The sequence below is a fragment of the Pseudomonas sp. A34-9 genome, from assembly GCF_029543085.1.
Lineage (GTDB): Bacteria > Pseudomonadota > Gammaproteobacteria > Pseudomonadales > Pseudomonadaceae > Aquipseudomonas.
In genome coordinates this window covers 5,658,615-5,672,131 of sequence record NZ_CP119967.1, presented here as the reverse complement: position 1 = coordinate 5,672,131, position 13,517 = coordinate 5,658,615, and the positions used below count along the sequence as shown (strand labels likewise).

12 protein-coding genes are annotated in these 13,517 nt (G+C 61.3%); 5 read left to right on the top strand and 7 right to left on the bottom strand.

The annotated features are described in order from the left end of the window. Positions 1–94: 94 nt before the first annotated feature. From hemL to P3G59_RS25350, 3 genes are read right to left on the bottom strand one after another with little or no spacing between them, the layout of a single operon-like run. Entirely contained in the window at positions 95–1,378 is a 1,284-nt protein-coding gene (gene hemL, locus P3G59_RS25360) for a glutamate-1-semialdehyde 2,1-aminomutase (RefSeq protein WP_277759419.1), read from the bottom strand. 15 nt (positions 1,379–1,393) lie between these two features. Beyond that, complete coding sequence (gene thiE / locus P3G59_RS25355) at positions 1,394–2,017, bottom strand: thiamine phosphate synthase (RefSeq protein ID WP_277759418.1); 624 nt, start codon at positions 2,015–2,017, stop codon at positions 1,394–1,396. 18 nt (positions 2,018–2,035) lie between these two features. After that, positions 2,036–2,833 (bottom strand): hydroxymethylpyrimidine/phosphomethylpyrimidine kinase, encoded by a 798-nt coding sequence (locus P3G59_RS25350; RefSeq protein WP_277759417.1) that lies wholly within the window; start codon positions 2,831–2,833, stop codon positions 2,036–2,038. Positions 2,834–3,193: 360 nt separating this feature from the next. Here P3G59_RS25350 and P3G59_RS25345 point away from each other — a divergent pair, with 360 nt between their 5' ends. The 4 genes from P3G59_RS25345 (at position 3,194) to P3G59_RS25330 (ending at position 9,675) form a co-directional block, all read left to right on the top strand. After that, positions 3,194–5,548, top strand: coding sequence for a hybrid sensor histidine kinase/response regulator (locus P3G59_RS25345; RefSeq protein ID WP_277759416.1), 2,355 nt, complete (start codon positions 3,194–3,196; stop codon positions 5,546–5,548). A 97-nt stretch (positions 5,549–5,645) separates the two neighbouring features. Further along, positions 5,646–7,295, top strand: coding sequence for an acyl-CoA dehydrogenase family protein (locus tag P3G59_RS25340; RefSeq protein ID WP_277759415.1), 1,650 nt, complete (start codon positions 5,646–5,648; stop codon positions 7,293–7,295). 172 nt (positions 7,296–7,467) lie between these two features. Next, positions 7,468–8,967 carry an AMP nucleosidase gene (amn, locus tag P3G59_RS25335; RefSeq protein ID WP_277759414.1) on the top strand — a complete coding sequence of 500 codons (1,500 nt, stop codon included), beginning with the start codon at positions 7,468–7,470 and terminating at the stop codon, positions 8,965–8,967. Between the two features lie 72 nt (positions 8,968–9,039). Then, the gene (locus tag P3G59_RS25330; RefSeq protein WP_277759413.1) at positions 9,040–9,675 is read left to right on the top strand and encodes a pseudouridine synthase; all 636 of its coding nucleotides are present in this window, start codon (positions 9,040–9,042) and stop codon (positions 9,673–9,675) included. Here P3G59_RS25330 and P3G59_RS25325 read toward each other — a convergent pair. Both P3G59_RS25325 and P3G59_RS25320 read right to left on the bottom strand, forming a co-directional pair. Then, positions 9,670–9,879, bottom strand: a complete 210-nt coding sequence (locus P3G59_RS25325; protein WP_007909655.1) for a DUF2788 domain-containing protein — start codon at positions 9,877–9,879, stop codon at positions 9,670–9,672. The genes P3G59_RS25330 and P3G59_RS25325 overlap by 6 nt on opposite strands. Positions 9,880–10,174: 295 nt before the next feature. Next, positions 10,175–10,654, bottom strand: coding sequence for an Lrp/AsnC family transcriptional regulator (locus P3G59_RS25320; protein WP_008081091.1), 480 nt, complete (start codon positions 10,652–10,654; stop codon positions 10,175–10,177). Between the two features lie 440 nt (positions 10,655–11,094). Between P3G59_RS25320 and P3G59_RS25315 the strand changes: the two genes are divergently transcribed. Beyond that, positions 11,095–12,171: a DUF6515 family protein gene (locus P3G59_RS25315; protein ID WP_277759412.1), complete on the top strand. Its 1,077-nt coding sequence runs from the start codon at positions 11,095–11,097 to the stop codon at positions 12,169–12,171. Here P3G59_RS25315 and P3G59_RS25310 read toward each other — a convergent pair. Together P3G59_RS25310 and P3G59_RS25305 are read right to left on the bottom strand one after the other, a co-directional pair. Beyond that, complete coding sequence (locus P3G59_RS25310; protein ID WP_277759411.1) at positions 12,165–13,073, bottom strand: cation diffusion facilitator family transporter; 909 nt, start codon at positions 13,071–13,073, stop codon at positions 12,165–12,167. The two genes, P3G59_RS25315 and P3G59_RS25310, sit on opposite strands and share 7 nt — an antisense overlap. A 13-nt stretch (positions 13,074–13,086) precedes the next feature. Continuing rightward, positions 13,087–13,506 (bottom strand): hypothetical protein, encoded by a 420-nt coding sequence (locus P3G59_RS25305; RefSeq protein ID WP_034153788.1) that lies wholly within the window; start codon positions 13,504–13,506, stop codon positions 13,087–13,089. Between the last annotated feature and the right edge of the window lie 11 nt (positions 13,507–13,517).

The following is a 13,517-nucleotide window of genomic DNA, read 5'->3' as shown; positions in this document are numbered from 1 at the left end:
CTTTATGGGGGATTTTTAGCAGGAGCGTCGGAAAAACGGCATGGATGTAGGTGAATGCTGACGCTGGCGATAGCCAACGTCAGCGGTAGTGCGATTATTTCAGTGCGGCGAAGGCGCGCTCGGCAGCGTCCAGCGTCAGTTTCAACTCGGCTTCGCCGTGAGCGATCGAAGTGAAACCGGCCTCGAAGGCGCTCGGCGCCAGGTAAACGCCACCTTCCAGCATCAGGTGGAAGAAGCGACCGAACAGTGCAGCGTCGCTGGCCATCACGTCTTCAAAGGTGACGATGTCATCGGCGCCGCTGAAGTACAGACCGAACATGCCGCCCGCCTGCGTGGTCACGAACGGAATACCGGCAGCATCGGCGCGTTGTTGCAGGCCGTCGAGCAAACGCGTGGTGTAGTCGGTCAGCTCGGCGTGGAACCCCGGACGGCTGATCAGACGCAGAGTAGTCAAACCGGCGGCCATCGCCAGTGGGTTACCCGACAGCGTACCGGCCTGATACACCGGGCCCAGCGGCGCGATGCGCTGCATGATTTCGCGTTTGCCACCGAAGCAGCCGACCGGCATGCCGCCGCCGATGATCTTGCCGAACGTGGTCAGGTCAGGATTGACGCCGTAGTACGCCTGAGCACCACCGAGGGCAACGCGGAAACCGGTCATCACTTCGTCGAAAATCAGCACCACGCCATGTTTGTCGCACAGCGAACGCAGGCCTTCGAGGAAACCTGGTGCCGGTGGTACGCAGTTCATGTTGCCGGCCACCGGTTCAACGATGATGCACGCCACGTCCTGGCCGACTTCGGCGAGCATCTTCTCAACCGCGTCGATATCGTTGAACGGCAAGGTCAGGGTGTGCTTGGCGAACGCCGCCGGCACACCGGCCGAGCTCGGCACGCCCTGGGTCAGTGCGCCGGAGCCGGCCTTGACCAGCAGGCTGTCGGAGTGGCCGTGGTAGCAGCCTTCGAACTTGATGATGCTGTCACGGCCGGTGTAACCACGGGCCAGACGGATCGCGCTCATGGTCGCTTCGGTGCCGGAGCTGACCATGCGCACCATGTCCATCGACGGCACGAGCGAGCAGACCAGATCGGCCATCTCGGTTTCCATCGCAGTCGGCGCGCCGTACGACAAGCCGTGTTGCAGCTGATTGCGCACCGCGTCGAGCACGTCCGGATGGCTGTGGCCGAGGATCATCGGCCCCCACGAGCCGACGTAATCGACATAACGCTTGTCGTCTTCGTCCGTGACGTAGGCGCCTTCGGCGTGCTTGAAGAACAGCGGCGTGCCGCCAACGCTTTTGAACGCACGCACTGGCGAATTCACGCCACCGGGGATGTGTTTCTGGGCATTGGCAAACAGGGTTTCGGAACGAGACATGATCGGGCTCTCAAATCAGACTTTAAGTAATTCATTGAACGCGCGGGCGCGACGGGTCACTTCGGCGGTGCTTTCGGCACCAAACAAGCCGTGGACCACGGCGAGCAGGTCGACCCCGTGGGCGACCAGCGGCGGTGCGTTGTCGAGGGTGATGCCGCCAATCGCGCAGATCGGCAAGTGCAGTGTGCGCCTGGCTTCGTCGAGCAGGTCGAGGCTGCACGTCGGCGCGCCGGGCTTGGTGTTGGAATTGAAGAAGCGGCCGAAGGCGACGTAACTCGCGCCTTCTTTGGCCGCTTGTTCGGCCAGCGCGATTTGCGCGTGGCAGGTCGAACCGATGATCGCTTTCGATCCGAGCAGGGCGCGGGTCGGCGACAGCGGGCCGTCAGTCTGGCCCAAGTGCACACCGACGTTCAGGCGTGCGGCCAGTTCGGCGTCATCGTTGATGATCAGTTGCGTCTTGTAGCGCTCGCACAGATCGCGCAACGCTTCGGCCTCGCGCAGACGGCGAGCCTCGTCGTTGCTCTTGTCGCGGTATTGCAGCAGGGTGACGCCGCCTTCCAGCGCCGCCTCTACGTAAGACAGAAACTTGCCGGCCAGCAATTCGCTGTCGGTGATGGCATACAGGCCACGTAGTTTCATCGGGCAGACCTCACGACGTTACGAGCAGAAATCCAGCGGCAGGCGACGCGGTACGAACTGGCCTTTGCCCAGTTGTTCGGCATCGCGCAGGGTGCGCCAGGTGTAATCCAATGCGCTGCGCACGGCGCTGGCCAAGTGTTCGCCTTGGGCCAGACGCCCGGCCAAAGCACTGGCCAACGTGCAGCCGGAACCGTGATAGCTGCCCGGCAGACGCTGACAGATAAAGGTTTCACGCAGACCGTCGCGGCTGTACACGCGGTTGTGGATTTCAGTTTCGTCGCCGTGGCCGCCGGTGATCAGCAGGTTTTTGACGAACGGCAGGAGTTTTTCCGCGCACTCGTCGGCGCTGCCTTCGGGCAGTTCGGCGAGGATGCGGGCTTCAGGGAGGTTAGGGGTGGCAATGATCGACAGCGGCAGCAGACGCTCGCGCATCGCATAGCCGACCTCGTCCTTGCCCAGGCGTCCGCCGCCGCCGGCGCGCAGCACCGGGTCGCAGACCACTGGCAAGTGCGGGTGCGCCGAGAGCAGTTCGACCACGGTGTCGACCATTTCCAGCGAACCGAGCATGCCCAGTTTAACCGCCGCGACCTCGGAGTCGTTGAGCACGGCATTGGCCTGGGCCAGTACCCACTCACGGTCGAGGACGCGGAAGTCAGTGACGTTGACGGTGTCTTGCACGGTCAGGGCGGTGACGGCCGGAGCCGCATGGCAACCCTGCGCGAGCAAGGCTTCGATATCTGCCTGCAAGCCGGCGCCACCACTTGGGTCGTGGCCGGAGAGACAGAGGACAACGGGGCGAGAGCTGTAGATATTCATGGTGCGCGAGCTTACCACCAAAGCTGATTTTCGGGTGTGGGCGGTAGCGCAAGATCAAAAGATCTCAGCCTGCGGCAGCACCTGCAGGGAACGCATTCCAATGTAGGAGCTGCCGAAGGCTCGGGCCGCGTTCGGACGATCTTTTTGTCTTCCTGACCAATCCAACAGCTCTAGCTCGCTGCTTTGCTCTGGAACGCCCGTTCTAGAGCCTTTGTAGGAAAAATTTCAATGGTGCTCAATGGCCATCAACGGCTATGCTAGTCTGGATCCAAACCAATAACAGGTAATACCGGTTTTACGTCTACTCAAAGGGAATGGGGGGCTTCCTGACACAACCGGACGAGCCACGCTGGGGCTTCAATGCGCTATTTGCTGATGTTGTTGTTCTGCTTGCCCCTAATGGCGAGCGCCGTCGAATTCGACGAGTTTACCCAGAGCCTCCCTCTGGGCCGATCGCTGCAAGTGTTCGAAGACCCGAGTGGTCAGGCGAGCATTGCCGATGTTCGCGCGCAGGCTGCTGCCGGCAATTTCAAAGCTCACGATAAAGCCACGCTCAATGCCGGATACTCGCGCTCGGCGTTCTGGTTGAAGATCGACCTGCATTACCGTCCGAGCAATCCCGCCGCCCAGCGCACGTGGCTGCTGGAACTGGCGTACCCACCGCTCGACCATCTCGACCTCTATATGCCTGACGCCAGTGGCGACTACCGCCTCGTCCGGCAAACCGGCGATGCCTTGCCGTTCGCCAGTCGCGAGATCCGTCAGAACAACTATTTGTTCGACCTTTCCTTCAAGCCCGATCAACTGCAAACCGTGTACCTGCGACTGGCCAGCGAAGGCTCAATCCAGGCACCGGTCACGTTATGGTCCAGTACTGCGTACCTCGAAGATCAACCCGTGCGCCTGTATGTGCTTGGCATCATTTATGGCGTGCTGTTGGGGATGCTGGTCTACAACCTGTTCATCTACCTCAGCGTGCGCGACACCAGCTACCTCTATTACATCTTCTACATTGCTTCGTTCGGTCTCTATCAACTGTCGGTGAACGGTGCGGCGGTCGAGTACTTCTGGCCGGACAACCCATGGTGGGCCAACGCCGCGACGCCATTCTTCATTGGCTGCGCCGGCCTGTTCGGCAGTCAGTTCGCCCGCAGCTTCCTGCAGACCAAAAACCACAGCCGTTGGCTCGATCGCTTGCTGATCGGGCTCATTGCATTCGGTGCGTTGGTCATCGGTCTGTCACTGATGACCAGTTACGCCCTGGCTTTGCGGCTGGCAACGACGCTGGCGCTGACCTTTACTGTGGTGATTTTTGCCGCCGGGATTCTTGCCTGGTGGCGCGGCTTGCGCGTGGCGCGCTATTTCATCATCGCCTGGTCGGCGTTTCTGCTCGGCGGCGTCGTCAACACGCTGATGGTGCTGGGCTTGCTGCCGAATGTGTTCCTGACCATGTACGCCAGCCAGATCGGTTCGGCCATTGAGGTGGCGTTGCTGTCGCTGGCACTGGCCGACCGGATCAACGCGATGCGCGAGCAGCAGGCGCAAACGCTGTACGACGCGGGGCAAAAACTCGAAGTGCTCAACCAGCAACTGGCCCATAGCAACAAGCTCAAGGATGAATTCCTGGCGACGCTGACCCACGAACTGCGTACGCCGATGAATGGCGTGATCGGTTCGCTGGAACTGATGCAGACCGTCGATCTGGATCCGGAGCTTGAGCAATACCAGCAGACCGCCGCCGGGTCTGCGCGGGACATGATGCGCATGGTCAACGGCATCCTCACCCTCACCGAATTGCAGGCCGGCAAACTCAAGGCCACACCGGGCAGTTTCAGTCTGCGCGCGGTGGTCGAGGCGTTGCGCGCACAGTTCGACGGCAATGCGGCGAGCAAGTCGCTGGACTTCAAGGTTGAAGTCCTGCCGAGCTTGCCGGATCGCTTGCATGGCGACAGCGCCAAACTCGTGCAATGCCTGGAATGCCTGCTGGATAACGCGATCAAGTTCACCCGCGTCGGCGGCCTGGCGCTGCGGGTCACGGGCAAACCGTCGACGGACAATCGCCTGGCGTTGTCATTTGCGGTGATCGACACCGGCATCGGCTTTACCGATCTGGGCGAAGCCACCATGTACCAGCGCTTCTTCCAGCTCGACGGTTCAATGACTCGCGAATATGGCGGTTTGGGCGTCGGGCTGGCGATCTGTCGACAGTTGGTCGAGTTGCTCGGCGGCAAGCTCACGCACCGCTCGGAGCCCGGGCGTGGCAGCCGCTTCCAGCTGGATGTCGAGTTTGAGTTGCCGGTGGTTGAGGCGGCATCGACGCCGATACCTGCACACGATTGCGTGCGTGCACCGCAGGACTGCACGGTGTTGCTGGTGGACGACAACAGCGTCAACCAACTGGTGATGCGCGGCATGTTGCTCAAGCTCGGTTTTCGCGTGCGTACCGCTGACAACGGCGCAGCGGCGCTCGATTGTTTGCAGCGTGAAACGGTCGATGCGGTGCTGATCGATTGCCAGTTGCCGAGCCACGAAGGCGTTTCGTTGTGCTGCCAGATTCATGCGCTGCCGGGCTGCGCCAATCTGCCGGTGTTCATGTTGGCGTTGAACGCTGATCGAGAGCTTTGCGCAACGGGCGCCGCGATTGACTACCTGAACAAACCGGTGAAATTCGAAGACCTGCAATCTGCGCTGGAGCGGCGCGTGTTGTGCTGCTGATAGGGTAAAAGCGCCGCAAATTCGGCTGATATGACACTTTGACCGGTTGCGGTGCGGTGCTTAACTGAGTTCCTCGGTTGCCCAAAGGAGCCCCGTCATGAACCTGCATCAGTTCGCCGAAACCCACGAAGTCACCAACCAGCCACCGTCGCTGGACGGCACCAACCTGTACCGTATCGACCTGCCGTTGCAGGAGTGGTCGCGCCGGTTCGGTGCCGGTTGGGCTGAGTCGCGAATCGATGCCTACGGCGCGCTGGCCGGTGGCCCGCTGATGGAAGCCGGGTTCCTCGCCAACCAGAACAAACCAACGTTCGCTAGCCATGACCGCTACGGCCATCGCATCGACCTGGTGGAATTTCATCCCGCTTATCACCAACTGATGCGCATGGCGATTGAGCATGGTCTGACGTCGATGCCGTGGACTCACCCACAGGACGGCGCGCACGTTGCCCGCGCGTCCATGAGTTATCTGCACAGTCAGGCTGAGGCGGGCAGCGGTTGCCCGCTGACCATGACCTTCGCCAGCGTGCCGGCCCTGCGTTTGCAGGCGAATATCGCTGAGCAGTGGCTGCCGAAAGTCCTCGCCACCGAATACGACCCGCGCAATGTCGGCATGGCGCACAAGGCCGGCGTGACCATCGGCATGGCCATGACTGAAAAACAGGGCGGCACCGACGTGCGCGCCAACACCACCAAGGCCTATCCGGTCGGCGCCAGCGGCCCGGGTCAGGCTTATGAACTGGTCGGGCACAAGTGGTTCTGCTCGGCGCCGATGTGCGATGCCTTCCTGACGCTGGCGCAGACCGACAAGGGTTTGAGCTGCTTCCTGCTGCCGCGCCATCGCCCGGATGACACGCGCAATCAGTTCTATATCCAGCGTCTGAAAAACAAATTGGGCAACCAGTCCAACGCCTCCAGTGAAGTGGAGTTCCGCGGCGCGCTGGCGTGGATGGTCGGCGAAGAAGGGCGCGGCGTACCGACCATCATCGAAATGGTGGCGATGACCCGTTTCGATTGCATGGTCGGTTCCAGTGCGCTGATGCGTCAGGCGCTGACCCAGGCCAGCCACCACTGCGCGCACCGCAAGGTCGGCGGCAAACTGCTCAGCGAGCAGCCGTTGATGCAAAACGTGCTGGCCGATCTGGCGCTGGAAAGCGAAGCCGCGCTGGCGCTGAGTTTGCGCATGGGCAAGGCGCTGGATCATCTGGATGATCGCCACGAAGCGCAATTCGCCCGGCTGGTGACGGCGGTGGGCAAATACTGGATCTGCAAACGTGCGCCGGGGATGATCAATGAAGCGGCGGAATGCATGGGCGGCGCCGGGTATGTGGAGGACAGCATCCTGCCGCGTCTGTACCGCGAGGCGCCGGTAAATTCGACTTGGGAAGGCTCGGGGAATGTGCAGTGCCTCGATGTGTTGCGCGCCTTGTCGAAAGAGCCGGGAGTGCTGGATGTGTTGTTCAGTGAGCTGGGCGACGGACATGGTGACAAACGCCTGGCCGCGCATATTCAGCAGTTGCAGGCGCAGTTCAAGGACACCAGCGACATTCAGTATCGGGCACGGCAACTGACCGAAGACATCGCGCTCGGTTTGCAGGCCAAGCTGTTGCTGGAGGCCGGCAACTCTTCGGTCAGTGATGCTTTCATTGCCAGCCGTCTGAGCGGTGGCGGCCGGGTCTACGGCGCCTTGCCGCGTGGTCTGGACGTCGAAGCCCTCGTCGCCCGCTCAACCCCGCAAGGCTTCTGACCTCACACAAAATCACCTGTAGGAGCTGCCGAAGGCTGCGATCTTTTGATCTTGCTGTTTATAAGATCAAAAGATCGCAGCCTTCGGCAGCTCCTACAGTGATCGTAGGTGACCCATATATTGTGCAGTTGCCAACATGCCACTGTTCCCGTGACGCCACGATGCAGGCAAGATGAAGCTCTGCAAGTCAGAACACAGGAAGCTGATCGTGACCGAAGCGTTTATTGTCGTTCAAACCGCCGAACAAGCCGTGGATCGTCTGGCCGAGCTGCATGAGCAGGCTACCACCGCACTGAATTCCGCACTCAAGCGTTACCTCAAGGATCGCGTCGAACCCGACGCTGCGCAGCGTGCTCTTTTTCGTTATCCCGAATTGCGTCTGACCTACCATTGCCAGGGCGAAGTCCCACAGACCACCCGCGCTTACGCCAAGGTGCAATTGCCGGGCACTTACAGCGTCACCGTCACCCACCCGGCGGCGTTCCGCAAATACCTGCTCGAACAACTTGTGCCGTTGATGCACGACTTCACCGTGACCGTGGAAGTCGGCGTCAGCCAGCAAAACATTCCCTATCCGTACGTGGTCGAACAGGGCGATGAACTGGCCGGCTCCGGCGTTACCGCCGCCGTGCTGGCGCGGGTGTTCCCGAGTACCGATCTGTCTGCCGCCACCGATGGCATCGCCGACGGTCTCTACGATTGGGAAAACACCGATCCGCTGCCGCTGGCCTTGTTTGACGCCGCGCGCGTGGATTTCTCGCTGCGTCGTCTGGTGCACTACACCGGCAGTGACTGGCGCCATGTGCAGCCGTGGATTCTGCTGACCAACTACCACCGCTACGTCGACCAGTTCATCGTCCATGGTCTGGAGCAGTTGCGCCGCGACCCGCGTTTCGTGCGCATGGTGCTGCCGGGTAATGTGATCATCGAGAAAGGCATGGATCACGGCGAAGCGTCGGCGATTGCTGCCGGTGTGGTCTGGCACCGCTACCAGATGCCGGCCTATCACCTGATCGCCAGCGATGGCCACGGCGTGACCTTGGTCAACATCGGCGTCGGCCCGTCCAATGCCAAAAACATCACCGACCACTTGGCGGTGCTGCGTCCGCATTGCTGGCTGATGATCGGCCACTGCGGCGGCCTGCGTCAGTCGCAGACCATTGGCGACTACGTGCTGGCCCACGCTTACATGCGTCGCGACGGCATTCTCGACCGCGTGGTGCCGCCGAACATTCCGATCCCGGCACTGGCCGAAGTGCAAATGGCGCTGCAGCAGGCAGCGGCGAATGTCACCGGCGAGAAGGGTGATGATCTGAAAAAACGCCTGCGCACCGGTACCGTGCTGACTTACGACGACCGTAACTGGGAATTGCGTTGGGCGCAGGAGCGGCCGTTGATCAACCTGTCCCGCGCGGTCGCGGTGGACATGGAAAGCGGCACGATTGCCGCGCAGGGTTATCGCTTGCGGGTGCCGTACGGCACGTTGCTGTGCGTCTCGGACAAACCGCTGCACAGCGAAATCAAGCTGCCGGGTTCGGCCAACGCGTTCTATGAGCGCGCGGTCAGCCAGCACCTGAAGATCGGCATCGAAGCGGTGGACCTGCTGCGCACCGAACTCAACTCGCTGCACTCGCGCAAACTGCGCAGCTTCGACGAGCCGCCGTTCCGTTAACGGTTAGGCGTGGTCATTTGGCGGTCGGGGCACTAGCATTAGCAGCCCTGACCGTTAGATGTTTTTTTCGCCATGTCCCGTCCTCCACGTCCACCTTCCCGCCGCCCTGGCGCGAAGCCTCAGTCTTCTTCCCCGCGCCGTGTCGCCAAGGCGCCGCCGGCCGAGCCGAAGCTGATCCTGTTCAACAAACCGTTCGATGTGCTGACGCAATTCAGCGATGGAGAGGGGCGGGCGACACTCAAGGATTACATCGACATCCCCGGCATCTACCCGGCCGGACGCCTTGATCGTGACAGCGAAGGTTTATTGCTGCTGACCAATGACGGGCAATTGCAGGCGCGCATCGCCGATCCGAAACACAAACTGGCGAAAACCTATTGGGTGCAGGTCGAAGGGGTGCCGACGGCCGAGCAGTTGCAGCGTCTGCGTGATGGCGTCGAGTTGAACGACGGCATGACCTTGCCCGCCGAAGCACGGCAACTGGATGAGCCTGACCTGTGGCCACGCACCCCCCCGGTACGCTTTCGCGCGACCATACCGACTTCATGGCTGGAACTGGTGATCCGCGAAGGGCGCAATCGTCAGGTACGGCGAATGACCGCGGCAGTCGGGCTGCCGACATTGCGGCTGGTGCGGGTAAGGATTGGCGACTGGACGATCGAAGGGCTGGATCAGGGCCAGTGGCAGGAAGTGCCGGCGCGCTTATAGAGCGCCGGATTCGATCAGGCCGATCACCACACTCTTGATGATGAACGCGGCCACGCCCAGCCCGAGCACGAAGAACAGAATGAACGAGCCAAAGCGCCCGGCCTTGGATTTTTTCGCCAGATCCCAGACGATAAAACCCATGAAAATGATCAGGATGCTGACCAGGCCGGTCATCATCCACTCTTCTAATAGTGCTGGATCCATTGGGTTTCTCCGACGCGCGCGGGGCTGAAAGGGCGCGGCGATTATACGCCAAGGTGTGTGGGGTGGCATTGATCTGGGTCTGATCCGGAGCGGTTGCCCTCACCCTGGCCCTCTCCCAGAGGGAGAGGGGACTGACCGAGGTGTCTGGCGTCGTACATCGACCTGAAATATCCAGTCGATTATGGATTCACAGAAGTACGCTCAGGTCGGCGTACTTCTTCAGCATCTCACGGTCGGCCCCCTCTCCCTCCGGGAGAGGGCTGGGCGGGCGGCGTTCCGATGAGGGTGCTTTCGATCAGTTGCGCAGGTGGGTGAGGGGCAGTTCAGTGCTGTTCAACACCTGATTCAGCACAAAACTCGAGCGCACGCTGGTCACGCCTTCAATCCGGGTAAGGTGTCCGAGCAGCAGCTTCTGATAGTGATCCATGTCCGGCACCACCACTTTCAACTGGTAATCCGCATCCACGCCCGTCACCAGGCTGCACTCCAGCACCTGCGGCAACGTGCGAATCGCCGCCTCGAAGTTCTCGAAGCGCTCCGGCGTATGCCGGTCCATGCCGATCAATACATAAGCGGTCAGGCTCAGCCCGAGCATCTTGCGATCGAGCAACGCCACCTGACGCGAGATGTAGCCGTCGTCTTCCAGCTGCTTGACCCGGCGCGAGCAGGGGGAGGGCGACAGACCGATGCGCTCGGCCAATTCCTGGTTGGAGATGCGGGCGTCGCGCTGCAATTCCGCCAAAATGCTCAGATCGTAACGGTCGAGTTTGCTCATCAATCTGTCCTTGGTTGTAACTATTGCGGCGGATTATCTATCCAGGGTTAAAAATTGCGCAAGTGGTGTTTATTTCAGCAATCTTCGCAATCCTCTGTCGCGGCCTCAGGCCTATTCTTATCACCAGAATCACTGCTCGGTAACACAGTCCACAGCGGCCCGCCCTATCAGGCCCGCCGCGGTCGCCACCCCCACCGGGGTTGTGCCGGCCCCCGAGCTGCACACTGTCCAGAAGACGGCGTGAGGTGAGCCGACGTCAAAAGCGTCGAGCCAGGACGAAGTTCTCTAGAAGGGAGGCCGACGGGTCTCCCTTTTTTCTTGCCTGCGATTTCATGTTGTCGCGCTCAATAAATAAGTTGCGTGACTGATAACCTGTTGCAGAACCGGAGGTGTACATGTCCGGTCTTAGTTACAGGTCCTAAACCTCAGTGAGAAAAAGCATGAATTCGCGCATCTGGCGTCTGGCCGGTGTTGGTTTGCTGTGTATGAGTGTCAGTGTGCAAACGCTCGCCGACGAGCCGCAGAATCGTGGGCCGGATGGCGGTGGCCACGGCCAGGACCATCAGGGCAATAATCAGGGGCATGGCGGCAACAACCAGCCGCGCCCGCAGAACAATCCATCCCAGAATCAGCCGCCACAGAATCAGCCGCGTCCGCAGAACAACGAGATCATTCGAGGCGACAACAGCCGCCAGTTCGAGCACAACGGCCAGCAGCACAACAACAATAATGGCCAGTGGCAAAACCACGACCAGAACCGTCCCGCGTACAACCCTAACCCGGTGCGCCAGCCACCCCCGCCACCCCAACTGCCGGCCAACAGCCTGCCGATTCAGCCACGGCCCGACGCCGTGCGCCAGACTCAAGAGCCGCGTCAGGGTTACTACCGCGACGAGCGTCCGCAGAACGGTTACCACAACCAGCAATGGCAGACCGGCAACCGGCCCAACGACAATCGCTGGCCGGGGCGTCCGGACGGGGATGGCAACGGCTGGGGGCCGGGCCCGCAATATCGCCCGGGGCACGTGATCGACCGTTTCCCGGATCGCGATTACCGCGTGCCGTATCGCGGCCAGGATTACTTCTATTCCGGCGGCTACTGGTATCGCCCGCAAGGCCCGCGCTACATCGTTGTGCAGCCGCCGCGCGGGATTCGCATCCAGTATTTGCCCGATTACGCCCGTGAAGTGTGGATTGGTGGTTCGCTGCTGTTTCTCGCCGCCGGTTCCTACTATGCCTATCAGGAAGCGACGCAGGATTACGTGGTGGTCGAGCCGCCGGTGCAGCAACCGCCGCAGCCGCAATCCCAAGGCTATGACGTCGAAGCCTATCCGGCCAACGGCCAGTCGCCGGAGCAGGTGCAGCAGGACGGTTACCAGTGCTATCAATACGCCGTGCAGCAAAGCGGTTTCGACCCGCGCACCGCGACCTATCAACCAGCGCCCGAAGTGGTGCAGGCCTATCGACAGGCTCAGGGCAATTGCCTGAGCAGTCGCGGTTATCGGGTCAGTTACTGAAGCCGGGTTTGCGCCTGTTCTGACTTGACCACTTCCTGCGGGTCGGCGTGCACCAGCACTTCGGCTCGCGGGTAGGCTTTGTGGATGGCATCGGCGGCTTGATCGCTGATGCCGTGGGCCACTGACAGGGTCAATTCCCCCGGCAGCTCCAGGTGCAACTGCACGAACCAGTGGTTGCCGGAGATCCGCGTGCGCAAGTCATGCGCGCCCAACACCCCTGGCACACTGCAGGCCAGTTCGAGCATGTGCTGACTGACGTCCGTCGGCAGCTCTTCATCCATCAACACCGAAAAACTTTCCCGGGCGATCTGGATCGCGCTCCACAAGATGTACCCGGCAATTCCCAGACCGAACCACGCATCCAGTTGATCAAAACCGAATCCGGCCAATACCAGCGCGATCAGGATGCTGCCGTTGAGCAACATGTCCGAGCGATAGTGCAGCGAGTCGGCGCGCACGGCGTTGGAACCCGTCTGCTTGATCACCCGATGCTGCAACACCAGCAACGCCGCTGTCAGCAGCAGTGAAAACACGATCACGCCGATGCTCAGCCATGGCGCGCCAAGCGGCTGCGGATCGTGCAGTCGCTCGTACGCCTGAAACGCGATCAACACCGCACTGCCGCCGATAAACAATGCCTGCGCCATGCCCGCCAATGATTCAGCCTTGCCGTGGCCATAACGGTGGTCGTCATCGGCCGGGCGCAGCGCGTAATGCACCGCCAGCAGATTGAGCATCGAGGTGATGCCATCCAGCGCCGAGTCGGTCAGGCCGGCGAGCATGCTCACCGAGCCGCTGAACCACCAGGCGATGGCTTTGGCGACGATCAGCGTGCAGGCGACCGCTACCGAGGCGCGAGTCGCCAGCCGCAGCAGGCGAGCATGTTCGGGGCTGGAGGTCATTGCGTTTCCTTATTCAGGCGGCGGGTTGCAGGCCGAACATCGCCAGTTGCTGGGTGCTGCCTTTATGTTGAATCAGGCGAGGATCATCGAGTGGGAAGTCTCGGCCCAACTCGCTTTCGAGAATAGCCTGCAACTTGTGATTATCGACCTGACCGTCCGGGCCGATGGCTTGCTTGAGCTTGGCTGGATCGATCTGCGCGGTGTGGCCCGGTTCGAAGTAGATCGCGCCGGTGGCGAAGTCGACGGCGAACGCGATCAGCCCGGGAATGATGTAGAACAGCAGGCCCACGGCGTCGAGCACGGCAATCGCCGGGTCGACTTTGCCGTCGATCTGACCGCGCCGGTCCGGGTAGAAAATCGAACCGCACGCGGTGATTTGCGTGAGCAGGGTGGCGACCAGTACACCGCCGATCAGGCGAAAAGGTAAGCGCATGGGGAAATCTC

What these genes read in the sequence shown, in the direction of transcription:
- hemL (WP_277759419.1), bottom strand. Translation starts at nt 1,378, where the DNA reads ATGTCTCGTTCCGAAACCCTGTTTGCCAATGCCCAGAAACACATCCCC.
- thiE (WP_277759418.1), bottom strand. Translation starts at nt 2,017, where the DNA reads ATGAAACTACGTGGCCTGTATGCCATCACCGACAGCGAATTGCTGGCC.
- P3G59_RS25350 (WP_277759417.1), bottom strand. Translation starts at nt 2,833, where the DNA reads ATGAATATCTACAGCTCTCGCCCCGTTGTCCTCTGTCTCTCCGGCCAC.
- P3G59_RS25345 (WP_277759416.1), top strand. Translation starts at nt 3,194, where the DNA reads ATGCGCTATTTGCTGATGTTGTTGTTCTGCTTGCCCCTAATGGCGAGC.
- P3G59_RS25340 (WP_277759415.1), top strand. Translation starts at nt 5,646, where the DNA reads ATGAACCTGCATCAGTTCGCCGAAACCCACGAAGTCACCAACCAGCCA.
- amn (WP_277759414.1), top strand. Translation starts at nt 7,468, where the DNA reads ATGAAGCTCTGCAAGTCAGAACACAGGAAGCTGATCGTGACCGAAGCG.
- P3G59_RS25330 (WP_277759413.1), top strand. Translation starts at nt 9,040, where the DNA reads ATGTCCCGTCCTCCACGTCCACCTTCCCGCCGCCCTGGCGCGAAGCCT.
- P3G59_RS25325 (WP_007909655.1), bottom strand. Translation starts at nt 9,879, where the DNA reads ATGGATCCAGCACTATTAGAAGAGTGGATGATGACCGGCCTGGTCAGC.
- P3G59_RS25320 (WP_008081091.1), bottom strand. Translation starts at nt 10,654, where the DNA reads ATGAGCAAACTCGACCGTTACGATCTGAGCATTTTGGCGGAATTGCAG.
- P3G59_RS25315 (WP_277759412.1), top strand. Translation starts at nt 11,095, where the DNA reads ATGAATTCGCGCATCTGGCGTCTGGCCGGTGTTGGTTTGCTGTGTATG.
- P3G59_RS25310 (WP_277759411.1), bottom strand. Translation starts at nt 13,073, where the DNA reads ATGACCTCCAGCCCCGAACATGCTCGCCTGCTGCGGCTGGCGACTCGC.
- P3G59_RS25305 (WP_034153788.1), bottom strand. Translation starts at nt 13,506, where the DNA reads ATGCGCTTACCTTTTCGCCTGATCGGCGGTGTACTGGTCGCCACCCTG.